Genomic DNA, 22,466 nt, shown 5'->3' with positions numbered 1-22,466 from the left:
CATGGATATCCTCAATCAACTGGCCGAGACCTTCTTTGACTGGGAGGCAATGGGCGAAGTCCTCCCTAAGATGTTCGCCGTCGGCCTGCCCAATACCATTGTCCTGGCCGTCGTCTCGGGCATCATCGGGACCGCGCTGGGGATGCTGCTCGCCCTGATGGGGATTTCCCGGAACGCAGCAGCACGGTGGGTAGCCCGCATTTACACGGATATTCTCCGCGGGCTTCCTCCGGTGCTGACCATTCTGGTGATCGGGTTCGGTTTCGGCCCCATCATTCGTGAACTGACGGGCTCCACCAGCCCGTACCCCATGGCCATCGCGGCGTTGTCCTTGATGTCCGGCGCGTACATCGGCGAGATCTTCCGTTCCGGCATCCAGAGCGTGGACAAGGGACAACTCGAAGCGACCCGCGCCCTCGGGTTCAGTTACGGCTCATCCATGCGCCTCGTAGTGGTGCCCCAGGGAATCCGCAGGGTCCTTCCTGCCTTGGTCAACCAGTTCATCGCGTTGATCAAGGAATCCTCGTTGGTGTTCATGCTGGGTCTTCTTGCCACAGAGCGTGAGATCTTCCAGATCGGCAAGGATGCCGCCGCCAACAGCGGCAACCTTTCCCCGTATGTCGCTGCAGCCATCTTCTACCTCGCGCTGACCATCCCGCTCACGCACTTTGTGAACTGGATTGATGCCCGCATGCGCTCCGGCCGGCCGGAGAAGAAGGAACCGGACGAGGCAGCAGCAGTGGTAGGAAAGGGAGCCCAGGCATGAGTGAATTCGCTTCAGGAACGTTAACGGCGAAGAACATCCATTTGTCCTTCGGCAACAACCACGTGTTGCGGGGCATTGACCTGCACGTCGAGAAGGGCACAACGGCCTCCGTGATCGGCCCCTCGGGCTCGGGCAAGTCAACGCTCCTGCGCGTAATGAACCGGCTCATCGAGCCGGACCAGGGGGACATCCTGCTGGATGGACGCTCTGTCCTCAAGGACAACCCGGACGAATTGCGGCGCCGCATTGGCATGGTCTTCCAGCAGTTCAACCTTTTCCCCCACAAGACGGTGGCGGAGAACATTTCGCTGGCCCTGCGCAAGCTCCGTGGCATGTCCAAGGAACAGGCCCGCGATGAAGCACTGGCCCAGTTGGACCTGGTGGGCTTGAAGCACAAGGCAGACGCGCGGCCAGCCAACCTCTCAGGTGGACAGCAGCAACGTGTAGCGATTGCCCGCGCGCTGGCCATGAAGCCCGAGGTCATGTTCTTCGATGAAGCCACCTCCGCACTGGACCCGGAGCTCGTCAAGGGCGTCCTTGCCCTGATGACGGATCTGGCCCAAGGCGGCATGACCATGGTGGTGGTGACCCACGAGATGGGCTTCTCCCGCAACGTCTCCGACGTAGTGACCTTTATGGACGCTGGTGTAGTGGTGGAGTCCGGCCCCCCGGAGCAGCTTTTCACCAATCCGCAAACGGAACGCCTGCAGGGCTTCCTTTCGGACGTCCTTTAGCCAAGACAACCACAAGTCTTGAGAACCCCGCCTTCGTTTCGAAGGCGGGGTTCTTTGCTGTGATCATTACCCTGCTTTGACCCGCAGCACTGTCAGGGCGGCAGCATCCACCTTGGCGCGGAAGGAGGCATCTGCTGTGGCTTTCTTCACCACGGCCTGGTGCATGGCAGGAATGCTCGCAGGATCTGCACACACCAGCATGGTTCCACCGGCCGCGAAGAAGTTCAGGGCGCGGTCCGCATCGGACCAGGCGCCCAATTGCGCGGCACTGCAGAGGTCGTCGGATAGGACAATCCCCGTGAAGCCGGCGTCTGAACGCAGCATCGTCTCCATCACCGTAGGCGAGAAGGGTGCGATGTTCGAGGGGTCAATCTTGTCGTAGTAGGCATTCGATACCATGACCCACTGCGTGCCTGATGCGATGGCAGCGTGGAACGGTTCCAGGGCGGGATCGTTCCGGGTGGTGGAGGTATCCCTGACATCGCTGGTGACATCCGTGTTGGGGACTACCCTGCCCAGGCCGGGGAAGTGCTTCACTACAGGGGCGACGCCCGCGTCCTTCATGCCATCGGCAAAGGCATTGCCCAGGGTCGACACTGTGCCCGGTGCATAGCCGTACTCACGTTGGAAGTGGCCAATCGGAGCATTGGACGGCGCAAACTCCGGGCTGGTGACTGTGTCCAGCACGGGCGCAAGATTGACGTTGACGCCGGCGCTTCGCAGCTCCTTGCCCCAGGTTGCAGCATCGGCGCGGAGCTTTGACTCCCCTGCCCCTGCCTGCACCAACGCTGTGGGAATTGTTGAGAACCCCGGACCCGAAAGAACCTGGACATACCCGCCCTCCTGGTCGGTCGCTACGAAGAGGGGCAAACCGCCGGTGGTGGCGGTGGAAACCGTTCCCGTCAACGACGACACGACGGCAGCGGTGGCAGCACTGCCTGCCTTGCTGCGCCCGCTCAAGTAGACGTTGCCCGCGTGGTATTCCTTCAACGCCTGCATGGTTCCTGGCTCGGCGCCGGTGGCCTTGGCCGCCACCATGAACAGTTGGCCTACCCTTTGTTCAAGACTGAGCGCCGCCAACTGTTGCTCCGCGGCCGTAGGAGCGCTGGTGGCAGGCGCAGCGGAGGGCGGAGGCACCGTGGATGGCTTTGTTGGCGCCGCTGATGTGGTGGCTGGCTGCGGAGTGCCCGGCGGTGAAGAGGCAGAAGCCGACGGCGTCGCTTCCGTTGCGGGTGGGACGGTGCCTCCGCTGCCGCTTGAGCAGCCGGACGCCATGGCGACCAAAGCTCCAGCCGTCGCGATGCTTACACCGAAGGATGCAATTGTCTGGGTCTTGCGCATGGTAAACCGTTAGTTCGTTGGGGGTGGGTTTCCACCTACGAGCCTACCCCTTGCGGACACAGCAATGCCCCGGGCAAGTGCCTTCCGCACCAGCCCGGGGCATCAGCAGGGTCAGGCCGTGGCGCCGGCAGCAGCCTGTGCAGCTGCGGGAAGCGCCTCGAAAATACGGTTCATTGCTGCGTCGTCATGGGCAGCAGACAGGAACCATGCCTCGAAGACGGACGGCGGCAGGTAAACGCCGGAGTCCAGCATGGAGTGGAAGAACGGTGCGTAGCGGAAGCTCTCCTGAGCCTGCGCGTCGTCGTAATTGTGCACGCCGTGGGCCGAGGTACCAAAGGCGACCGAGAACAGGTTCCCTGCCCGCTGGATGGAGTGGTCAACGCCTGCAGCATCCAGAGCTGACGAAAGTGCCGCGGAGAGTTCCAGCGAGCGGGCATCAACGTAGGCGTAGACCTCCGGTGTTGCATGGGTCAGCGTGGCTACGCCGGCCGCCATGGCCACGGGGTTTCCGGACAGCGTGCCGGCCTGGTAGACCGGGCCAACGGGAGCAAGGTAGTCCATGACGTCGGCACGGCCGCCGAGTGCCGCCGTCGGCATTCCGCCGCCGATGACTTTGCCGAAGGTGAGCAGGTCAGGCGCCCACCCTTCCTGGCGGCCTGTCAGGCCCCAGTAGCCGGAGTAGCCAGTGCGGAACCCGGTCAGGACTTCATCCACGATCAGGAGGGCCCCGTGCTCCTTGGTGATGCGGGACAGCCCTGCGTTGAACCCCTCTCCCGGTGTGACAACGCCCATGTTGGCGGGAGCCGCTTCCGTGATCACTGCGGCAATGTTGTTACCGTGCGTGGCGAAGGCAGCCTCAACTGCGGCGAGATCGTTGTAAGGCAGGACCAAGGTTTCAGCTGCTGTTGCCTCGGTGACGCCGGCCGAGCCTGGAAGGGCCAGGGTGGCAACACCGGAACCTGCGGCGGCCAGCAAACCGTCCAAGTGGCCGTGGTAGCAGCCAGCGAACTTGATGACCAGGTTGCGGCCGGTGAAGCCACGGGCGAGGCGTACGGCGGTCATGGTCGCCTCGGTGCCGGTGGACACCATGCGCAGGCGCTCAACGGCGGATACGCGGTCCTTGACGATCTCGGCCAGGTTGGCCTCATCCGGAGTGGAAGCACCGAAGGACAGGCCGCGGTCCACGGCGGCGTGCACGGCGTCGAGTACGGCAGGGTGGGCATGGCCCAGCAGCGCAGGGCCCCAGGAGCAGACAAGGTCCACGTACTCCTTGCCGTCGGCGTCCGTGAGGTAGGCGCCCTTGGCCGAAACCATGAACTTCGGGTTGCCACCGACGGATCCAAAGGCACGGACCGGGGAATTCACGCCACCAGGCATGAGGGACCGGGCGCGGTCGAAGAGCTGATCGGACACAGGGGTGTTGGAAGTCATGGTTCCTATTCTTTCAGTGATTCAGGAGCAGCCGGTCAGTGATTCAGGAGCAGCCGGTCTGCGATTCAGGAGCAGCCGGTCTGCGTCGTGTGCGCCTATTCGGAAGCAAGCAGCCGGGCAACCCGCGGGGCCACCTCGGTGCCATAGAGCTCAATGCAACGCATCATGGATTGGTGGGGCAGGGTCCCGTTGCTGTACTTCAGGTCGAAGCGGTCCACACCCAGGGTGCGTTTGAGGAGGACGATCTTCTGCGCAACGGTTTCCGGCGAACCCACGTAGAGGGCGCCTTCGGGGCCGCACATGGCCTCGAATTCACCGCGGTTTCCAGGACCCCAGCCGCGCTCAGCGCCGATCCTGTTGCGCTGGTCCAGCCAATGCGGGAAGAGCTCCTCCCGGGCGTCCTCATCCGTATCGGCAATGAAGCCCGGCGAGTGCGTTGCGATCTGGCGCATCGGGTGTCCGTACTTCGCCATCGCATCGCGGTAGAGGTTCACCAGCGGGGCAAAGCGGCGGGGTTCTCCCCCGATGATGGCGAAAATGATCGGGTAGCCGTATTCGGCACAGCGCAGCACGGACTCCGGTGTTCCGCCTACGCCAATCCAGGCCGGCAGCAAATGGTGCTGCAATTGCGGGAACACCTGGAGTCCATTGACATTGGGCCGGGTACGGCCCTCCCAGTGGACCGGCTTCTGGGCACGAACCTTGTCGAAGAGCTCCAGCTTCTCCTCGAAAAGGACCTCGTAGTCAGCCAGGTCGAGGCCGAAGAGCGGGAAGGATTCAATGAACGAGCCCCGGCCCAGCATCACTTCAGCCCTGCCGTTGGACAGCGCATCCACAGTGGAGAAGCGCTGGAAAACTCGAATGGGATCATCCGAGCTCAGCACCGTAACAGCCGAGCCGAGGCGAATCCGGGATGTCACTGCGGCGGCGGCTGCAAGGAAGACCTCGGGTGCGGAGACTGCGAAGTCCCGGCGATGGTGTTCCCCTACCCCGAAGGCATGGATCCCGACGGCGTCGGCCAACTTCGCTTCTTCGAGCAACTCGCGGAGGACGCGGGCGTGTTCTTTGGGGTTCCCGTCGGCGTCGACGCCGGCATCGCCAAAAGTGTTCAGCCCCAGGAGGATGTGGTTGGCAGCTACCGGCGCGGCGGGGTCGGACGGCCCGCCGCGATCCGGGGAGGCGCCGGGGTCGGAGGGAACGGATGTCATCAGGACTCCTTCAGCCAGCCTGCCAGTTCGGAGGCCCAATAGGTCAGCACGGTATCGGCTCCGGCACGCTTGATTCCCAGGACGGATTCGGTGATGGCACCGCGCCTGTCGATCCAGCCGTTGGCCGCAGCAGCTTCGATCATGGCGTACTCGCCGGAGATTTGGTAGGCCGAGACAGGTACCGGGCTCATGGCTGCGACGTCGGCCAGGATATCCAGGTAGCTCATGGCCGGCTTTACCATCACCATGTCGGCACCCTCTTCAAGGTCCAGTTCCACCTCCAGGATGGCTTCCCGGCGGTTTGCTGCGTCCATCTGGTAGGTCCGACGATCGCCCTTGAGCTGGGAATCGACTGCTTCACGGAACGGGCCGTAGAACGCCGACGCATACTTGGCTGCGTAGGCAAGGACCGCGGTGTTCTTGTGGCCGGATTCCTCCAACGCCTGACGGATGACAGCGATCTGGCCATCCATCATGCCTGAGGGTCCCAGTACATGGGCCCCCGCATCGGCCTGGGCTACAGCCATATGTCCGTAGATCTCCAGGGTGGCGTCGTTGTCCACATAGCCATCGGCATCGAGGACCCCGCAGTGGCCATGGTCCGTGAACTCGTCCAGGCAAACGTCGCCCATGATGACCAAGTCATCCCCCACCTCAGCCTTGACGTCGCGGATGGCCTTGTTCAGGACGCCTTCCGGGTCGAGTGAGGCCGTGCCCTGCGCATCGCGCACGGAGGGGACGCCAAACAGCATGATGCCGCCCACTCCAAGCTCCACAGCTTCGGATGCAGCGCGCTTCAGGGAATCAGTGGTGTGCTGGACCACGCCCGGCATGGAGCTGATGGGGCTCGGTTCGGTGAGGCCCTCCCGGATGAACGCCGGGAGGATCAGGTCTGCCGGTGCCAGCCGGTTCTCTGCGGTGAGCCTGCGCATGGCGGGAGTGGTGCGCAGACGGCGGGGACGATGGTTTGGAAAGCTCATTGCGGGTTCCCTTCGTTGGCGAAAACAGATTCCAAGGCGGCCACGATGCCGTCCGGGGTTGGTTCTTTGGCTGTGGCGGCCACGGTGAGGCCAAGACGCGAGGCCTCACCCGCCGTCGGACGCCCGATGGCAATCAAGTGGCACCTGCCCAGCGGCGGCAAGGTTTGGGCGATGCGGCGTGCGGCGCTGGGCGAAGCAGCCACCACGGCGTCCACAGTGCCTGCCTTGAGGCTGGCCCGTGCTTCTTCCGGGCTGAGCATTGGCAGCACGCTGTCCTCGGAAACCTCGACGGCGGGCGGCAGTTCCGCCGTCAGGCGACGTCCCGTCCCGGCCGGGTAGTCCACGGTGTGGTAGGCAACCACGGAGGTCACGTCAGCACCTTTTGACGCCAGGCCTTCCCGAAGGCCGGGTGCCGCGATATCTGCTTGGGGCAGGAGCACCCGGGCCGGCGCGGGCTCCCACAGTTCCACCAGGCCGTCAGCAGACTGACGCTCCGTCGGCGCCAGGTGGACAGAGAGGCCAATGGATTCCAGGACCCGCAACGAGGACGGCCCGATGGTCGCCACCCGGGTGGCTGCCGGAACCAGGGCTGCCGGGGTTGTGCCCCGCTCTGCAGCCTTCTCAAGTAGGACTCGGGCGCTGGTGATGCTGCTGATCACCAACCAATCGAATTCACCGGCAGCCAGGCGGTCGAGGGAATCGTCCAGGGGTGCCTGGTCTTTTGCCCGTTCAAAATCGATCAGGGGCAGCACCAAGGGTGCGGCGCCGAGGCTGGTCAGCAACGACGCCAGCGGCTTGGCACGGTCGGCGCTCCTGGTGATCAGGATGCGCCGACCGGTTAGCCCTCGTGGATCATGCGGTTCAGGACGCGGCAAGGTCCGCGATCTCCGCGGCACCGGCAGCGAGCAACAACTCAGCCACCTCGATGCCGAGCAATGTGGCGCCGACTTCCGTGAGGCCATCGGTGGCTTTTTTCTCACGAACGGTCTTGGTGCCATCCACAGCGCAGACCACTGCCTCCAGGTGCAGCATGCTGCCCTTGCGGAAGGCGTAGGCACCCACCGGAGCAGCGCAGCCCGCTTCGAGCCTGGCCAACACGGCCCGCTCGGCTGTCACCGCCAGCCGGGTGTCGTCGTCGTTTAATGCAGCCAAGGCCTGGGCCAGCACGCCGTTTGAACCCGCGGTGGACCCTGGCTGGCGCGGAGCATCCCCAGTTCGGCATTCGATGGCCAACGCACCTTGCCCGGGTGCGGGCAACATGACGTTGGTTTCGAAGAACTCACTGACGGTGTCCAGCCGGTCCATTCGTTCCAATCCAGCGGCGGCCAACACCACTGCGTCGAGGTCGCAGGACTTACCCGGCACAACCTCATCCGTGATGTTGCCCGGGAGGCCGGGAACCCGGCCGAGGCGGGTATCGACGTTGCCGCGGATGTCCAAGACCTCGATATCGGGCCGGGCTGCCCGGAGTTGGGCAGCGCGGCGTGGTGAGCCTGTACCTACTTTGGCACCGCCCGGCAGCTCAGAGAGCGTCATCCCGTCCCGTGCGCAGAGAACATCACGGACATCCACCCGCTTGGGTGTTGCAGCGATGCTCAGGCCAAGGGCTGCGCCGGTGGGCAGGTCCTTGAGGGAGTGCACCGCGACATCGCACGTGTCAGCCAGCAGCGCGTCACGCAAGGCGGCGACGAACACACCTGTTCCGCCCATCTGGGAAAGGGAACCGGTTTTGACGTCGCCCTCGGTCTTGATGTGAACCAGCTCTACCGGGAAGCCGCCAACCGCGGACAACTTGTCCGCCGTCTGCTGCGTCTGCGTCAGTGCCAGCTTGCTGGCCCTGGTGCCGATGCGAACGGTCACTTGGCAGCCTCCGCAGCCGGGTAGGCGTCGTGGCCGATGCCCACCGTGGTGCCAACTTCTGAAATAGCAGGCTTCGCTCCACGGAAGTTCTCGCAGCAGTTGGGGCGGCAAACGTCGTACCACGGTCCGAGGTCCGTGACGTGGGGGCGCTCGGCGATGTTGTTCTCCACCGTGCGTTCGCAGATCAGGTCCACCAGGCCGGACACGAACGCCGCGTGCGTACCCGGGGTGGGAACACGGGTTGCTTCAATGCCCAGGTTCTTGCAGGTTTCCAGGGCTTCGGTGTCGAGGTCCCAGGCAACTTCCATGTGATCGCTGACGAAACCGAGGGGAACAATGACAACGCCGCGGACGCCATCGGGGGCGATTTCCTCAAGGTGGTCGTTGATGTCCGGCTCAAGCCACGGGATGTGCGGGGCGCCGGACCGGGACTGGTACACCAAGTCCCAGGCGACGTGGGGGGCCACGACATCCATGATGGCCTTGGCATTGGCCAGGTGCTGCGCAGCATAAGCCGAACCTTCGGCGAATTCGCGGGGCTCGTCCTCCGACCTGCCAGCGGCTTCGGCATCCCGCGTAGGGATGGAGTGCGTAGCGAACAATACGCGGATCTTTGAATCGGGATCTGACTCACCGGCAGCGGCAAGCTTGCCACGGATCTCTTCCAAGCCCGCAGACGTACCCTCCAGGAAGGGCTGGACGACGCCGGGGTGGTCGAAGTACTGGCGGATCTTGTCCACCTGGAGCTTGCCGTCCAATCCTGTTTCCGTCAGTGCAACGCCGATGTCTTCGCGGTACTGGCGGCAGCTGGAGTAACAGGAGTAGATGCTGGTGGTGAGCATCAGGAGCCGGCGATGTCCGGCGTCGTAAGCGTCCTGGAGTACAGGAGCGATGTAAGGATCCCAGTTGCGGTTACCCCAAAGGACCGGCAGTTCGATGTCGCGGCGGGCCAGCTCGGCCTCAATGGCGGCCTTCAGCTCACGGTTCTGCTGGTTGATGGGGCTGATGCCGCCGAAGGCGCGGTAGTGGTGGGATACCTCTTCCAGTCGCTCATCCGGGATGCCACGGCCACGGGTGACGTTGCGCAGGAACGGGATGACGTCATCCTGCCCTTCAGGTCCGCCAAAGGAAGCGAGCAGCACGGCATCATAGTGCTTGGCTTCCTGGCGCCCACGCTCAGTGACGGCGTTCGTTGCGGTGGAGACAGCGGGGCTGGTCATGCGAGAACCTCGGCAATCTCGGCAGCCGTGACCCGGCGGCCGGTGTAGAAGGGGATTTCTTCGCGAACATGGTGGCGGGCTTCGGTGGCCCGCAGGTGGCGCATCAGGTCTACCAGGTCCACCAGTTCAGGTGCTTCGAGGCCAAGGATCCATTCCCAGTCACCCAGCGCGAAGGAGGACACAGTATTGGAGATGACCTGCGGGAATTCGCGTCCCAGCAGTCCGTGGTCGCGGAGCATCTTGCCGCGTTCGTCCGTCGGAAGCAGGTACCACTCGTAGGAGCGGACGAACGGGTAGACGCAGAGCCAGGTGCTCGGTTCAACGCCGCGGGCGTATGCCGGCACGTGGCTCTTGGAGAACTCGGCTTCGCGGTGCACGCCCATGGCAGACCAAACGATGTCGGTGCCGGCGAAAAGCTTGCTGCGGCGGATGGAGCGGACGGCGGCCTGCAGGTCCTCCGGCTTGGGCCCGTGGAGCCACACCATGATGTCCGCATCCGAGCGCATCGCCGAGACGTCGTAGCTGCCGCGGAGGATCACTCCACCCTCAGCGAGCTTCTCCGCAAGGGCGTCGAATTCCTGGGCAGCATCGCCGCTGCGCAGGACGTCGGCCGATCGCTTGAAGACCGTCCACAGCGTGTAGAACTGTTCTTCGGTTTCAGCAGTTTTAGTGACAGATTCGGCAGAAGTGTGGCTCATGGTTCAAGTTTGCCCCGTGCCAGCCCCTAAGTCGAAACGGATCAGTTCTACAACACGTAGAAGTGATGCAAATCACAGTTTTGAGGCATTCTCGGCTACGGCTGCGGCGAGCTGTGTCCGGGTGTCGGCCACCACGGCAGCCAGGCCATTCCCCGCCAACCAGCCTCCAACCACCGTCAAACCGGAGGCCGCGGCACACACAGCGCGCACGTGCCCGACCCGCTGTTTATGACCGACGGCGGCGAACGGCAAGGCTCCGGCCCACCGCACCACATCCCAATCCACGATGTCCGCCCGGGAGACCGGCACCGTCAACAACGCGGAGGCATCCATCAGCGCCGCGGCAAGGAGTGCCTCATCATCCAGGATGATGTCCGCTCCCCCGGCAGCTTCTTCACGCCGGCCATAGGACAGGCGCAGGACATGCGTCCCCGGCCCGGCTTCGCCCGCCAACCAGTCCCATTTGGCTGTCGCGTGGGTCAACGCCTTCGCCTTGATTCCGGGAGTTTGTGGTGCCACCAAAATTCCGGTCCCGCGGGGCCTGCTGTCAAGCTCGGGAAGGTCCACCACCATGGTCACGAGGCTCACCAGCGGTCCGGGTGCCGGACGCAAGCCGGACAGTTCCGGCAAGGACTGCTCAAGAAGCCCGACGGCGGCCGGGCCGTCGAGCGCAACCACCAACCGGCCGGCGTCGTACGTGGAACCTCCGGCGGTGACCCGCCAGCCGTCCGGGGTCTTGGCCACTGCGTCGGCGCGCTTTCCGGTCATCAGCCCGACGCCGCGTCCGCGCAGGTCCGCCACGAGCGCAGTCACCAGCGAATGCATGCCACCTTGCAAACCGGCGACGGCGGATCCAGCCTTGGCCGGGCCGGATGCGGAGCCAGCGGCGGCCCTGCGCTGGGCCGCCACAGCGGCGGCCAGTGAGCCATGCTGACGAATGCCCGCCCGCAGGCCTGGCGCAACCATGTCCACATCCAGAAGACCGGGGTCGGCCGAATGGACACCGCCCACCACCGGGGAAACCAGCCGGTTAAGGACCCTTTTACCCATACGGCTCCGCACAAGCGCGGAAACACTGGTGACCTCCGAGGACGTACCAAAGGACGCCGGAAGCCAGGTGTCCAACGAGGCACGGATGGCTCCGGCGAGTCCCAAGGAACGGCGGACTTCCGGATCCCAGGGATTGGCGGGGATGCCCAGGATTCCCGTTTTGGGTAGTTCCTGCGGCCCGTCGGGTAATTGCACCCAGGCACCTCCGGGGTGCGGGGAAACGATTTTGTCCGCCAGGCCCAGCTCTCCGGCGAGATTGGCAACAGCCGGCGACCGGGTGGCAAACGATTCCGCCCCACTGTCAAGCTGCAGCCCGGCAACGACATGGCTTCCCACGCAGCCGCCCCAGGCGTCGCCCGCTTCCAGGATGGTGACGGCAAAGCCGCCCATGGCAAGTTCACGGGCAGCAATCAGGCCTGAGACGCCGCCGCCCACCACAACGGCGGACGGCCTGTCGGCCGGTGGCTTTGGCGTTGGGTGTCCCCCGCGCATCGGCACTACTCCGAAGGGATGGAGTGGATGAGTTCCACGACGCGGGTCAGGACGGTGGGATCCGTTTCCGGAGGCACTCCGTGGCCCAGGTTCAGCACATGGCCCGGCGCGTGGGCTCCGGCCGCAATGACCTCACGGACATGGGCTTCAAGGACCTCCCACGGAGCGGAGAGAAGTGCGGGATCGATGTTTCCCTGCAGCGGAACGGTGCCACCCAAGCGGCGGTTGGCCTCATCCAAGGGGAGTCGGTAGTCCACGCCCACCACGTCCACTCCGACATCGCGCATCGCGACCAGGAGCTCGGACGTCCCCGTGCCGAAATGAATCAACGGAGCACCCAGGCCACGGACATGACCCAGCGCCCTGGCGGACGCCGGCGCGACGTACTTGGTGTAATCAGCCAGGCCCAGTGAGCCTGCCCACGAGTCGAAGAGCTGCGCAGCCGAAGCACCCGCTTCGAGCTGGGCCTGGAGGAACATTCCGGAGGTGTCGGCGGCCCAGTTGGCCAGTGCCGCCCAGGTTTCAGGATCGGCGTGCATCATGGTCCGGGGTCCGAGGTGGTCCCGGGACGGCTTGCCTTCAACCATGTAGGCCGCCAAGGTGAAGGGGGCGCCGGCGAACCCGATAAGCGGGGTTTTCCCGAGTTCAGCAACAGTCAGGCGGACGGCTTCGCGGATGGGTTCCAGCGCCTCCCACGTCAGCGTGGGCAGGGCCGCTACATCAGCGGCCGTGCGGACAGGTTTGTCCAGGACCGGTCCAACACCGGGGACGATATCCACGCCCACACCGGCCAGCTTCAGCGGAATCACGATGTCGGAGAAGAAAATGGCCGCATCAACATCATGGCGGCGAACCGGCTGGAGCGTGATTTCCGCCGCAAGTTCCGGTCGCAGGCAGGAGTCCAGCATCGCCACGCCTTCGCGTACCTTCAGGTACTCGGGCAGGGAACGGCCTGCTTGACGCATGAACCACACAGGCCTGCGGGACGGCGTGCCGCCGCGGTAGGCGGTAATCAACGGCGAGTCCGAGGTCCGGCCGTCCTTCAGCGGGTGGTTGGCGTCGAGGGTTCCCGCCGGGGCGTTGGAGGCCGTACTCTTGGATGCTGCCGAGCTAGAAGTCATGCCTTCGATTGTGCCGAAAATCCGGTGCAAAAGATAACGACAAGCTGTCACGTTGAGCGCCCCCGGGGCCTTTGTGGCGGCGATCACTCCCCTGCGTGTGGATCGCCACGGTGCCATATTGTTCTACCGGGCTACGAAAAAGCTATGATTGGGGTGCTGTGGTTCTTTTCTCATTGGTGGCTACACACGCCGACATCGACCTCGAAACTGTCGCTCAGTTGAGCAACGGTTCCTCTGAGCTTGCCTCGGCAGCCCTAACGGACTCCCCGGTGGTTTCCGGTGCCGTGGTCCTGGCGACGTGCAACCGCTATGAGGTTTACGGCGAAACGGCCAACGGGGCGGACCTCGAAGCAGCCCGCTCCGCCCTCGTTTCCCAGATCAGTGAACTGAGCGGACTCAACGAGCAACTGGTTTCCCGCTCCTTTGCTACCCACACCGGCCCGGAGGTCACCCGCCACCTCTTCGCGGTGAGCGCCGGCCTGGACTCCGCCGTAGTGGGCGAACGCGAAATCGCCGGCCAGGTCCGCCGGGCACTGATCACAGCCCAGCAGGAAGGCACCGCGAGCTCCGGCCTCGTCCGGCTTTTCCAGGCGGCTTCCAAGACCGCCAAGGATGTTGGCGCGCAAACCGCCCTCGGCTCGCGCGGGCTCTCCATAGTTTCCGTCGCGCTGGACCTCGCAACCGACCTCGCCGAGAACGATGACTGGTCCACCAAGAAGGTCGTGGTCTTCGGTACCGGGGCATACGCAGGCGCCACGATGTCCCTTCTCCGGGAACGCGGCTGTACTGATATCTCCGTCTACTCGTCGTCCGGCCGCGCCGAAGGTTTCGTCGCCACCCGCGGTGGAACAGCGCTCGACGCCGACACTCTCCCAGCCGCTGTTGCCGACGCTGACGTCATGATCGGCTGCAGCGGATCGGACAACCGTGTGGAGGCCGCAGACCTCGCCCGTGTCCGTGCACAGTCGGGCAAGCCGTTGATCGCCATCGACCTTGCCCTCACCCATGATTTCGATCCCGCCGTGGGCGAACTCGACGGCGTTGAGCTCTTGACGCTTGAGTCCGTTCGGCTCGCCGCACCCCAGGAACAAGCAGAGTCGCTGTCCCAGGCAAGTGCAATCGTCACCGGCGCTGCCGCGTCCTTTGAATCCGAACGCGAAGCGCGTTCGGTGGACACGGCCATCGTGGCGCTTCGCCGCCACACCATGAACGTCCTGGACGCCGAGATGGAAAAGGTCCGCGCCCGTCACGGTTGCACGGCCGCCGCCGAAGAAGTGGAGTTCGCACTCCGCCGCATGGTCAAGCAACTCCTCCACATCCCCACAGTCCGTGCACGCGAACTTGCCGCCAACGGACAGCAGGATGACTACGTCGCAGCCCTCGAGGCACTCTACGGAATCCAGGTGGAACAGCCCCAGGCTGCAACCCCGGCCGCCGAATGCCCCGTGGACCACCAGCAGCTCCGCTCAGAGAGCGCCTGAGCAGACGGGGCCGTGCCCTCGAGCCCCAGGCATCCGCTCATGTGGGACTGCCAGGCACGGCTGGGGGCGAAAAACGACCTAGTAAACGGGTTTCGCCGGCTCGACGTCGCGCACCCAGGCGAGGATACCGCCGTCGAGGTGGCTGACCCGCGTGTAACCCGCTTTCCGCGCAGCCTCCAACACAGCAGCCGAGCGCGTGCCGGCCTTGCAGTGGAAAACGATGTCCTTGTCCTGGGGCAACTCCACCCACGCTTCACCCGAGAGAATACGGCCCTGCGGGATGAGGACTGAACCGTCAATACTGACGATGCTGTGCTCCCCCGATTCCCGGACATCCACCAAGTCGAAGTCCCGCTCCCCCGCCTCCCGCTCTGCGAGCATCGCTGCAAGGTCCTTCGCGGACACAGTGTGTTCCTGGTCGGTTGCTGCCAAAGGCGTCATACCGCAGAAAGCTTCGTAGTCCGTCAGCTCCGTGATGGGTTCGGCTTCCGGGTCCTTGGATACCCTGATCTCGCGCCAGCTGCCGCCAAGTGCGTCAAAGAGCGCTACCCGTCCCAGCAGTGAACGCCCGACGCCGGTGATCAGCTTCACGGCTTCGGTCACCATGAGCGAACCAACCGCTGCGCATAACATGCCGAACACTCCGCCCTCGCCGCAGGAAGGCACCGAACCGGCGGGAGGAGCTTCAGGGTAGAGGTCCCGGTACGTGGGTCCGTGCTCGGCCCAAAACACGCTGACCTGGCCGTCGAAGCGGAAGATGGAGCCCCAGACATAGGGCTTGCCGAGGATGGCGGCGGCGTCGTTGACCAGGTAACGCGTGGCGAAGTTGTCCGCGCCATCGAGGATGAGGTCGTACTGCGCAAACAACTCCAAGGCGTTGGATGAGTCCAGCCGGATGTCGTGCAGGACGACGTTGACCAGCGGATTAAGTTCGTTGATGGCGTTGCGGGCCGACTCGATCTTGGGGATGCCCACGTCCTTCACGCCATGGATGACCTGGCGCTGCAGGTTGCTGAGGTCCACTACGTCGTCGTCAACGATTCCGAGTGTGCCAACGCCGGCCGCAGCCAAGTACAACAATGCCGGAGAACCAAGTCCGCCGGCGCCTATGACCAGCACTTTGGCATTCTTAAGCCTGCGTTGGCCCAGGGCACCGATTTCGGGAATGATGAGATGCCGGGAGTATCGCTCCACTTCGGCCGGCGTGAGTTCGGCGGCCGGTTCAACAAGGGGCGGCAGGACAGCGGGCGCAGCAGGGCGGGCAGCAACAATTGAGGCCATACCCCAATGTATGCCTGCCGATGCCGCCCGGTCATATTACCCACCGGTAGAGTGGTCATAACTGCAAAGGAAAGGCGGCAGACTGTGGCTGACGGCACAAGGGCACACGATGGGGCACCGGCCAAGCAGGAACGGGCTGTTTCAACGCGTTCACCAAGGTTGCCGCGCGACGAGCGCCGGGCGCAGTTGCTGAATGCGGCGTTGGAAGTTTTTGTCTCCAACGGATTCCATGGTGCCGCCATGGACGAGATCGCCGAGGCTGCCCACGTGAGCAAGCCGGTGCTGTACCAGCACTTTCCGTCCAAGCGTGAGCTCTACATGGCCCTTTTGGACAGCCACCTGGCCGCGCTGACTGAACTGATGCTCAGCGCCTTGAACTCCACCTCGGACAACAAGGAACGCGTGAAGGCCGTGATGCGGGCCTACTACCGGTTCATCGCTGATGACGACCAAGCCCACCGGCTCGTCTTCGAATCTGACCTCATCAACGATCCCGATGTCAGTTCCCGTTTGGAGACGTTCAACAAAACATTCGCTGATGCGGTGGCCCATGTTATTGCCGAGGACACCAAGCTGCCTCCCTTGGAGGCGCAGCTCCTGGGCCGTGGTCTGGCCGGGATGGCGCAGGTCAGCGCACGCTACTGGCTTGAAACGGACGGAAACCTTGACCTCGATGTGGCCAGTGATCTGATCTATCGTTTAGCTTGGCGCGGAATCAGTCGATTCCCCAAAGAGTCCTAGGCTACAAATAGAGGACTGACTTAATACTTGATTGGCTTGGAGGCCTTGCTGTGGAAGTAAAGATCGGCATTCAGAACGTTGGCCGTGAAATCGTGCTCGAATCCGCTTTGGATGCAGACGCGGTGGCCAAGATCGTGGCAGAGGCCGTGTCCAAGGGCTCGGAATTGCGCCTGACCGATGAAAAGGGCCGCCAGATCATCGTTCCCGGCAGCGTCCTGGGATACGTGGAGATCGGCGCAGAGGAAGTCCGCCGCGTCGGCTTCGGTGCCCTCTAGGCCCTCCGCATAACGCAGTCCGCAAAGGAGTCTTCATGCTTTCACTCGTCGTGGTGGTTCTGGCCACCATAGCCACCGGTTTCATCGTGTGGGCCAACGACAAGAGGCACGGCAAGTACGGCATCGCTTTGCCGGCCGGTGTTTCGGTGGCTGTGGGCACCCTGGGCTGGATTGCGTTCATCAGTGCCGGCTTGGGCTACCAGCCCGGGGCAACCTGGATTCCCTGGGTCTTGCCGATCGTCCTGGGAACTGCCGCCGCCGCAGCGGTGGTGGTCTTCCTGGGCCGGACCCGCACCCGGCACGATACTGCGGCGCTCACCAAGGCGCTCAAGCTCTAGCAGCAACAAGAACACACGACAGTGACCGCCGCCCTCGGGCGACGGTCACTGTCGCTTAAAGCCTTGTCACAATGGTTCGGGTTCAGGGTTCCGGATACCGCTCCGGCTGGGCGGTTGCACCCAGCGCCGCTGCGGCTTCACTCACGGAAGCCGCAGCGGTGATGTCGCGTTGGGTGACTTTTCCGCCTGCGTCGTGGGACAGGTACCGCAGGTGGACCCTGTTGTAGCGCCATTCCAGATCCGGATGGTGGTTTTGGTGTTCGGCGATTTCTCCGATCGCTGCAATGAGGGCCAGCGCTTCGGCCGCCGTCGGAGTTTTATAGACGGTTACCAGGCCGCCCTGGTACTTCCAGTCGCGTAGCTCCCGGAGGGCATCGTCGACATCCGCCTGGGTCAGATGGTCATGGTTCCCTGCCACTGCTGCTCCTTCTCCCGGAGACCCGGCGGACACTTAGAGAAACTCTGCCCGGCCCTCCATGGCCGACGACGCCAAAGCGTGCTCACGCCTCGGAATCCGTCCTGCCTGCTTGGCCAGCCTACCGGCGATCACGGCGTGCTTGAAGGCCTCACCCATTTGCACCGGGTTCTGCGCCCGGGTGACAGCGGTGGCCAGAAGCACGGCGTCGCAGCCCAATTCCATGGCGAGGGCAGCATCGGAGGCGGTTCCTATTCCGGCATCGAGCACCACGGGTACTGAGGCCCGGGACACGATGAGTTCAATGTTGTGCGGGTTCAGGATCCCCAGACCGGTTCCGATCGGCGAGCCCAGGGGCATCACTGCGGTGGCACCCAGGTTTTCGAGGCGCAGTGCCAGGACGGGATCATCGTTGGTATAGGCGAAGACTTTGAATCCACGGTTCACCAGCTGTTCCGTTGCCTCGACGAGTTCCACTGCGTCTGGAAGGAGCGTGTGTTCATCGGCGATGACTTCCAGCTTCACCCAGTCGGTTTCCAGTGCCTCGCGTGCCAGTTCAGCGGTCATCACGGCGTCTCTGGCAGTAAAGCAACCGGCGGTGTTGGGCAGCACCCGGATTCCGTGGTCCACCAGGAGTTGGAAGAGGGATCCTGTTTCAGCGGGTGAGTAGCGCCTCATGGCTACTGTGGTGAGCTCAGTCCCGGACGCCAGGAGCGCAGCGCCCAGACCGTCCAGGCTCGGGGCACCTCCCGTCCCCATGATCAGGCGGGATCCGAAGTGGACGCCGTCGATCACCAAGGCGTCAGTAATGACCTCTGTGTTTGCTGTCGTCATGATGTCAGCCTCCTTGGACTGCGGTAACAAGTTCGAGTTCATCCCCGTCGGCGAGCGCCGTTGCGGACCATTGGCTGCGTGGCACCACCTCGGAATTGCGGGCGACGGCGACGCCCAGCTTGCCACCGTCGGCTGCCTGTCCGCGGTGGTCCAGGGCGCGGCCGGTGACGGCCGTGACCAGGGTGCTGACTGAAGCATCCTCCGGCACGGCGTGATCGGATCCGTTGAGTTTGATGTTCATGCTGTTTCCTTGCTGGGAGCGTGTGCCGGCGTAAGCGCCCGCGCTGTGGATGAAGTGGCCGCGAAGCGGTCAGGGGAAAATGATGCCCACCGGGGGTCCGACGTGCCGTTGATCAGCCCGCCCACGATCCGTGCGGCCGCGGGCGTCAGGAGGACACCATGCCGGAAGAATCCTGTGGCGATCACCAGACCATCAACATCCCCCCGGGGGCCAACGACCCGTCCAAGCAGCGGTGCGTTGTCCGGAGTGCCGGGGCGGGCCCGGGCCGTTACTTCGAGCAGCTCAAGTTCCGCCACTGCGGGGACCAGGGCCTGGGCGTCCCGCAATAACTGGTAGACGCCCCCGGCTGAGACCGCGTTGGACGCTGCCGACAGTCCGTCCTCGCGCTGGGTGGCCCCGATGACTACAGTGCCGTCGTCCCGGGGCACGATGTAGACGGGCACTCCACGGACCATCCCGCGGACGGTGGAGGTGAGCAGGGGCCGGAGGTGTTCAGGCACCCGAAGCCTGAGGATGTCGCCATATACCGGCCGCAGGGGAAGGCTGAGCCCGTCGGGGAGCCCTTCCAGGTCTGCCGCACCCAGTCCGTTGGCGACCACCGTTTCGGTGGAGTGGACAGCGGCGCCGGACTCGAGTTCCACTCCTGAGACCCGCCCTCCGTCCCAGAGCAAGCGGCGCGCCGTGGAAGTCACGGCAAACCCATCGTCGGCGCCCGAAACCCACGTGGAGTCGCTGGCCGCGTGGCGTGCCAGTCCCGAGAGCAGGCATGCCGCCAGCTTGCGGGGATCGACCTGGTGGTCGGCGGGAACGTCGAAGGCACTGGAAATTTGGGGGCTGAGGAGGGGTTCGCGATCCCGGGCGTCGCGCAGGGACAACGGCTCGACCCCCAGTCCCGCAGCAAGCTGTACCGTACGGAGGTCTGCCAGTGCCCTGCGGTCCGCGGCATCGGCACCCACGGCAAGTGTCGGCGTCGTGCGGTATCCGGTGTCTTCCCCTCCGCGGGGCAGGCTTGCCGCGAAAGACGGCCACAGCCGGGACGATTCGAGCATCAACTCCAGGAGATCTTCCTCCTGGTAGTGAAATTCGCTCACGGGGGCAAGCATTCCGGCGGCAGCAAACGTAGCCCCCGAAGCCGGTGCGGGGTCGATCACCACCACGGAGCGGCCAAGTCGCCGCGCTTCGCGGGCGATGCCCAGCCCGATGACGCCGCCGCCAATGACGGCCACGTCGGCCTGGAGCGGGGTTTGGCGGGGAACTGCCATTGCGCGTTTCCTTCCCTACGCCGGTACTAGCCGGATCAGGTCAAGCGGTCGGCTCTTAAGCCCTCTCAGCCGGACAGTCATATGACGAACGTCGCGGCTCCCGCAGTACGTGCCCAGTTTAGAGGAACTACTCTGGGTTCCATGACCCAGACTGATGCCCTCGCCACCGCCCGCTTGTATCTGTGCACCGATGCACGGAAACGGCAAGGCGATTTTGAAGACTTTGTGGACGCCGCGTTCGAGGGCGGTGTGGACATCATCCAGCTGCGCGACAAGACCCTCGAAGCTGCCGAGGAATTGGAGTTGCTGGCGGTCCTGCAGGGAGTTGCGCAACGTCATGGACGGCTGTGGGCTGTCAACGATCGAGCCGACGTTGCCAGTGTTTCCGGGGCTCCGGTGTTCCACATCGGGCAAAAGGACCTCCCGTTGAAGGTGGCCCGGACATTGCTTCCGGAGTCCGTCACGATCGGTCTTTCCACCCACTCCCCCGAGCAGGTGAATGCCGCCATCGCGGCATCACCGGGACAGGGGGGCCTGGACTATTTCTGTGTAGGACCCGTCTGGGCGACACCCACCAAACCCGGCCGCGAAGCCGTGGGACTGGACTTGGTCACATATGCCGCAGAAGCGAGCAAGCGTGCAGTCGAGACCACCGACGGCGCCGTGAACCTGCCATGGTTCGCCATCGGAGGGATCGATCTCAGCAACGTAGAGCAGGTGCGGGCCGCAGGAGCCACCCGGATCGTCGTGGTCCGCGCCATCACCGAGGCTTCGGATCCGACGACGGCAGCCAAGTCGCTGCTGGAGGCGCTGGAGGCGCTGGACGCAGCTTGAGCCTGGCCGTTGGAGCCTTTCAGGCATAAGCCCGGTCATACCGCTAGGCAGTGAGGCCCAGCGCCGTCATCCGGCGGGCATGACGCCCGGCGAGCTCGCCTGTCAGTCTTTTAATTGCGGCGCGGGCATCGCCACCACTTTTTAGTGCCGGCCCCAACTGTGGGTGCTCAGTCCCTACCCTCTGCGCCTGTGTCAGCGCTTCCCCCACCAGCCGGCGGCCCCACAACGCCAGCCGTGAGGCCAGTCGTGGGTCATCGGCCAAGGCCCGCCGCAGCAGGACACGAAGTACCTCGGTTGCCTGGTCGGGGGAGGCAACCCGGTCCACGAACTGCTGCGTTGTTCCATCGAGGAAAGTGGCGACAGCCCGGTAGAAGTCCGAGGAAACGGTGTCGATGACGTATGCCTTCATCACAGATTCGAACCAGTCCCCGGGCTTGGTGCGTTCATGGAAGTGGTCAAAGGAACGCTGGAACGGCAGCATGGCTTCCTCCGGATCGAGGCCCATTACAGCGAGCCGATCGCTCAGCAGCGCGAAGTTTCCGTACGCACCGACGGCAATTTTTGCCAGCACTGAACGGTCATGGAGTGTGGGGGCGTATCGGGAATCGAACGAAAGCCGGCCGAAAGCCGACAACTCGCCGTAGGCCATGGCGCCCAGGAGTCCCGCGGCGAGTTGTCCGGCAGAAGGTGCGACGTCCGTCGAAGTGCCCATAATCCAAGACTATCCCCGGCTCTCCACACCCCGCCCGCGGAGATTGCCTTCAGCAGCGTTGGTCCCACTAGGCTGACTGGAAGTGAGTTGACTGTCTGGCCTGCCCGCAGGCCGCGTGTCCTCCTCCTCGCACCCACTCCCCCGAAGGATGATCAATGACTAATCCGAGCTACCCGCCCGCGCCCCACAACGGGAACGGTGCCCCACCAGTTCCCCCTGCACCCGGTGCTTTCGACGCCCAGTACCAAGGCGGACCCCAGACGTACCAGTCCGGCCCGGATTCCAGCCCTTATGGTGTTCCCGGCACGGGTACTCCGGCCAAGTCCTTCATGGTCACGTGGATCCTCTCCTTGCTCCTTGGTGGCCTCGGTGTTGACCGCTTTTACTTGGGAAAGATCGGGACCGGCATTGCCAAACTGCTCACTGCGGGCGGACTCGGCATCTGGTCCATCGTGGACCTCATCATCACGCTGACCGGCAACGCACGGGATAAGGAAGGCCGCCCGCTGCAGGGTTATCCGGAAAACAAGAAGAAGGCCTGGATCATCACGCTCGTTGTCTGGTTCGCCGGCCTGGTTGTTGGGATCGTGTCCACGGTGTTGTCTTTGACGCTGGTGGCTGCCGCGGTCCAGGGACAGGCCACGCCTGTCCCTGCCGCACCGTCAGCTTCACAGGAGGCCACTGCCCCTTCCCAAGGCACTGCCACCGATGGCAACGCTTTCGAGGTCACGGTGTCCGAGGGCAACACCGTTAAGGTCACCGTCCTTAACTCCGGATACGCTACCGAAATCCCGGAGATGGCTTACATGAAGCCGCTCAACGGCGGGTTCCTCCTGCTGGAGGTTTCCTGGGAGACCACCGCCGGATCCAGCTTCGCCGCGCCCAGCAACTTCGATGCCTTCGATGCTGACGGCAACGAGGGCGACCGGATCTTCCTTGACAACGGTCTGGGCGGTCTCGTCTCCGGCGATGTCGCAGCCGGAGACGTACAGCAGGGCGTCATCGCCTTCGACATCAAGAATGGTCCCACCACAGTGGTGATCAACAATGACTTCGGCGACAAGGCAGCCACCTTCACTTTGACACCGGCAAGCTAACCGCCTGTTTGGTCAGAACCAGCTTTACCGAAAGCCCGTTGCCCCTTGGGGCAG

The 22,466-nt window shown here is 64.1% G+C and carries 25 protein-coding genes and 1 riboswitch; of the genes, 9 read left to right on the top strand and 16 right to left on the bottom strand.

Features of this window, described 5'->3' with window-relative positions; translation table 11 throughout:
* Nucleotide 1: 1 nt before the first annotated feature.
* Together WBN73_RS05110 and WBN73_RS05105 are read left to right on the top strand one after the other, a co-directional pair.
* Nucleotides 2-766 (top strand): amino acid ABC transporter permease, encoded by a 765-nt coding sequence (locus WBN73_RS05110; RefSeq protein WP_089595652.1) that lies wholly within the window; start codon nucleotides 2-4, stop codon nucleotides 764-766.
* The gene (locus WBN73_RS05105; RefSeq protein ID WP_337339779.1) at nucleotides 763-1,500 is read left to right on the top strand and encodes an amino acid ABC transporter ATP-binding protein; all 738 of its coding nucleotides are present in this window, start codon (nucleotides 763-765) and stop codon (nucleotides 1,498-1,500) included. The genes WBN73_RS05110 and WBN73_RS05105 overlap by 4 nt, the downstream gene beginning before the upstream one ends.
* Nucleotides 1,501-1,566: 66 nt before the next feature.
* Here WBN73_RS05105 and WBN73_RS05100 read toward each other — a convergent pair whose 3' ends face one another.
* The gene (locus tag WBN73_RS05100) at nucleotides 1,567-2,637 is read right to left on the bottom strand and encodes a glycoside hydrolase family 3 N-terminal domain-containing protein (protein ID WP_242703345.1); all 1,071 of its coding nucleotides are present in this window, start codon (nucleotides 2,635-2,637) and stop codon (nucleotides 1,567-1,569) included.
* Between WBN73_RS05100 and WBN73_RS05095 the strand changes: the two genes are divergently transcribed.
* On the top strand, nucleotides 2,609-2,854 hold the full coding sequence (locus WBN73_RS05095) for a hypothetical protein (RefSeq protein ID WP_242703346.1): 246 nt from the start codon (nucleotides 2,609-2,611) through the stop codon (nucleotides 2,852-2,854). The genes WBN73_RS05100 and WBN73_RS05095 overlap by 29 nt on opposite strands.
* Before the next feature lie 98 nt (nucleotides 2,855-2,952).
* Here the strand turns inward: WBN73_RS05095 and hemL are convergent, their stop codons facing one another.
* The 9 genes from hemL to hemE form a co-directional block, all read right to left on the bottom strand.
* Nucleotides 2,953-4,272 (bottom strand): glutamate-1-semialdehyde 2,1-aminomutase, encoded by a 1,320-nt coding sequence (gene hemL / locus WBN73_RS05090; RefSeq protein ID WP_207594073.1) that lies wholly within the window; start codon nucleotides 4,270-4,272, stop codon nucleotides 2,953-2,955.
* Nucleotides 4,273-4,367: 95 nt separating this feature from the next.
* Nucleotides 4,368-5,480, bottom strand: a complete 1,113-nt coding sequence (locus tag WBN73_RS05085; protein ID WP_337339780.1) for an LLM class flavin-dependent oxidoreductase — start codon at nucleotides 5,478-5,480, stop codon at nucleotides 4,368-4,370.
* Nucleotides 5,480-6,460 (bottom strand): porphobilinogen synthase, encoded by a 981-nt coding sequence (gene hemB / locus WBN73_RS05080; RefSeq protein WP_337339781.1) that lies wholly within the window; start codon nucleotides 6,458-6,460, stop codon nucleotides 5,480-5,482. Before hemB ends, WBN73_RS05085 begins: the two co-directional genes overlap by 1 nt.
* The gene (locus tag WBN73_RS05075) at nucleotides 6,457-7,335 is read right to left on the bottom strand and encodes a uroporphyrinogen-III synthase (RefSeq protein ID WP_337339782.1); all 879 of its coding nucleotides are present in this window, start codon (nucleotides 7,333-7,335) and stop codon (nucleotides 6,457-6,459) included. Before WBN73_RS05075 ends, hemB begins: the two co-directional genes overlap by 4 nt.
* Entirely contained in the window at nucleotides 7,322-8,320 is a 999-nt protein-coding gene (gene hemC / locus WBN73_RS05070) for a hydroxymethylbilane synthase (RefSeq protein ID WP_207594077.1), read from the bottom strand. Before hemC ends, WBN73_RS05075 begins: the two co-directional genes overlap by 14 nt.
* Nucleotides 8,317-9,540, bottom strand: a complete 1,224-nt coding sequence (locus WBN73_RS05065; protein ID WP_207594078.1) for a ferrochelatase — start codon at nucleotides 9,538-9,540, stop codon at nucleotides 8,317-8,319. The genes hemC and WBN73_RS05065 overlap by 4 nt, the downstream gene beginning before the upstream one ends.
* Complete coding sequence (gene hemQ, locus WBN73_RS05060; RefSeq protein WP_207594079.1) at nucleotides 9,537-10,238, bottom strand: hydrogen peroxide-dependent heme synthase; 702 nt, start codon at nucleotides 10,236-10,238, stop codon at nucleotides 9,537-9,539. Before hemQ ends, WBN73_RS05065 begins: the two co-directional genes overlap by 4 nt.
* 72 nt (nucleotides 10,239-10,310) lie before the next feature.
* A complete protein-coding gene (gene hemG / locus WBN73_RS05055; RefSeq protein ID WP_337339783.1) occupies nucleotides 10,311-11,780 on the bottom strand; it encodes a protoporphyrinogen oxidase in 1,470 nt (489 codons plus the stop codon).
* A gap of 5 nt (nucleotides 11,781-11,785) precedes the next feature.
* Complete coding sequence (gene hemE / locus WBN73_RS05050) at nucleotides 11,786-12,901, bottom strand: uroporphyrinogen decarboxylase (RefSeq protein WP_337339784.1); 1,116 nt, start codon at nucleotides 12,899-12,901, stop codon at nucleotides 11,786-11,788.
* A gap of 158 nt (nucleotides 12,902-13,059) precedes the next feature.
* On the opposite strand from hemE, the gene WBN73_RS05045 reads away from it, so the two are divergent.
* Nucleotides 13,060-14,382, top strand: a complete 1,323-nt coding sequence (locus tag WBN73_RS05045; RefSeq protein ID WP_337339785.1) for a glutamyl-tRNA reductase — start codon at nucleotides 13,060-13,062, stop codon at nucleotides 14,380-14,382.
* Nucleotides 14,383-14,460: 78 nt separating this feature from the next.
* Here the strand turns inward: WBN73_RS05045 and moeB are convergent, their stop codons facing one another.
* Nucleotides 14,461-15,663, bottom strand: a complete 1,203-nt coding sequence (moeB, locus tag WBN73_RS05040; RefSeq protein WP_337339786.1) for a molybdopterin-synthase adenylyltransferase MoeB — start codon at nucleotides 15,661-15,663, stop codon at nucleotides 14,461-14,463.
* A gap of 6 nt (nucleotides 15,664-15,669) precedes the next feature.
* On the opposite strand from moeB, the gene WBN73_RS05035 reads away from it, so the two are divergent.
* From WBN73_RS05035 to WBN73_RS05025, 3 genes are read left to right on the top strand one after another with little or no spacing between them, the layout of a single operon-like run.
* Nucleotides 15,670-16,404, top strand: a complete 735-nt coding sequence (locus WBN73_RS05035) for a TetR/AcrR family transcriptional regulator (RefSeq protein ID WP_207594084.1) — start codon at nucleotides 15,670-15,672, stop codon at nucleotides 16,402-16,404.
* Between the two features lie 50 nt (nucleotides 16,405-16,454).
* Nucleotides 16,455-16,679 carry a DUF3107 domain-containing protein gene (locus tag WBN73_RS05030; RefSeq protein ID WP_026539987.1) on the top strand — a complete coding sequence of 75 codons (225 nt, stop codon included), beginning with the start codon at nucleotides 16,455-16,457 and terminating at the stop codon, nucleotides 16,677-16,679.
* A 35-nt stretch (nucleotides 16,680-16,714) separates the two neighbouring features.
* The gene (locus WBN73_RS05025) at nucleotides 16,715-17,017 is read left to right on the top strand and encodes a hypothetical protein (RefSeq protein ID WP_207594085.1); all 303 of its coding nucleotides are present in this window, start codon (nucleotides 16,715-16,717) and stop codon (nucleotides 17,015-17,017) included.
* Between the two features lie 82 nt (nucleotides 17,018-17,099).
* Here the strand turns inward: WBN73_RS05025 and WBN73_RS05020 are convergent, their stop codons facing one another.
* From WBN73_RS05020 to thiO, 4 genes are all read right to left on the bottom strand, one after another.
* The gene (locus WBN73_RS05020) at nucleotides 17,100-17,435 is read right to left on the bottom strand and encodes a 4a-hydroxytetrahydrobiopterin dehydratase (RefSeq protein WP_337339787.1); all 336 of its coding nucleotides are present in this window, start codon (nucleotides 17,433-17,435) and stop codon (nucleotides 17,100-17,102) included.
* A gap of 33 nt (nucleotides 17,436-17,468) precedes the next feature.
* Entirely contained in the window at nucleotides 17,469-18,266 is a 798-nt protein-coding gene (locus tag WBN73_RS05015; RefSeq protein ID WP_207594087.1) for a thiazole synthase, read from the bottom strand.
* A 4-nt stretch (nucleotides 18,267-18,270) separates the two neighbouring features.
* Nucleotides 18,271-18,507: a sulfur carrier protein ThiS gene (gene thiS, locus WBN73_RS05010; RefSeq protein ID WP_207594088.1), complete on the bottom strand. Its 237-nt coding sequence runs from the start codon at nucleotides 18,505-18,507 to the stop codon at nucleotides 18,271-18,273.
* Nucleotides 18,504-19,769 carry a glycine oxidase ThiO gene (gene thiO, locus WBN73_RS05005; RefSeq protein WP_337339788.1) on the bottom strand — a complete coding sequence of 422 codons (1,266 nt, stop codon included), beginning with the start codon at nucleotides 19,767-19,769 and terminating at the stop codon, nucleotides 18,504-18,506. Before thiO ends, thiS begins: the two co-directional genes overlap by 4 nt.
* Nucleotides 19,765-19,883: riboswitch (TPP riboswitch) on the bottom strand. It overlaps the preceding gene by 5 nt.
* Before the next feature lie 27 nt (nucleotides 19,884-19,910).
* Here thiO and thiE point away from each other — a divergent pair.
* Nucleotides 19,911-20,603 (top strand): thiamine phosphate synthase, encoded by a 693-nt coding sequence (gene thiE / locus WBN73_RS05000; RefSeq protein WP_337339789.1) that lies wholly within the window; start codon nucleotides 19,911-19,913, stop codon nucleotides 20,601-20,603.
* Between the two features lie 43 nt (nucleotides 20,604-20,646).
* Here the strand turns inward: thiE and WBN73_RS04995 are convergent, their stop codons facing one another.
* Nucleotides 20,647-21,315: a ferritin-like fold-containing protein gene (locus tag WBN73_RS04995; protein WP_337339790.1), complete on the bottom strand. Its 669-nt coding sequence runs from the start codon at nucleotides 21,313-21,315 to the stop codon at nucleotides 20,647-20,649.
* A gap of 155 nt (nucleotides 21,316-21,470) precedes the next feature.
* Here WBN73_RS04995 and WBN73_RS04990 point away from each other — a divergent pair, with 155 nt between their 5' ends.
* The gene (locus WBN73_RS04990) at nucleotides 21,471-22,412 is read left to right on the top strand and encodes a TM2 domain-containing protein (protein ID WP_337339791.1); all 942 of its coding nucleotides are present in this window, start codon (nucleotides 21,471-21,473) and stop codon (nucleotides 22,410-22,412) included.
* The last annotated feature ends 54 nt before the right edge of the window (nucleotides 22,413-22,466 follow it).

The sequence above is a fragment of the Paenarthrobacter sp. CCNWLY172 genome (assembly GCF_037402035.1).
Classification (GTDB): Bacteria; Actinomycetota; Actinomycetes; order Actinomycetales; family Micrococcaceae; genus Arthrobacter.
The sequence above is the reverse complement of the archived record's forward strand: the minus strand, read 5'-3'. Positions and strand labels throughout refer to the sequence as shown.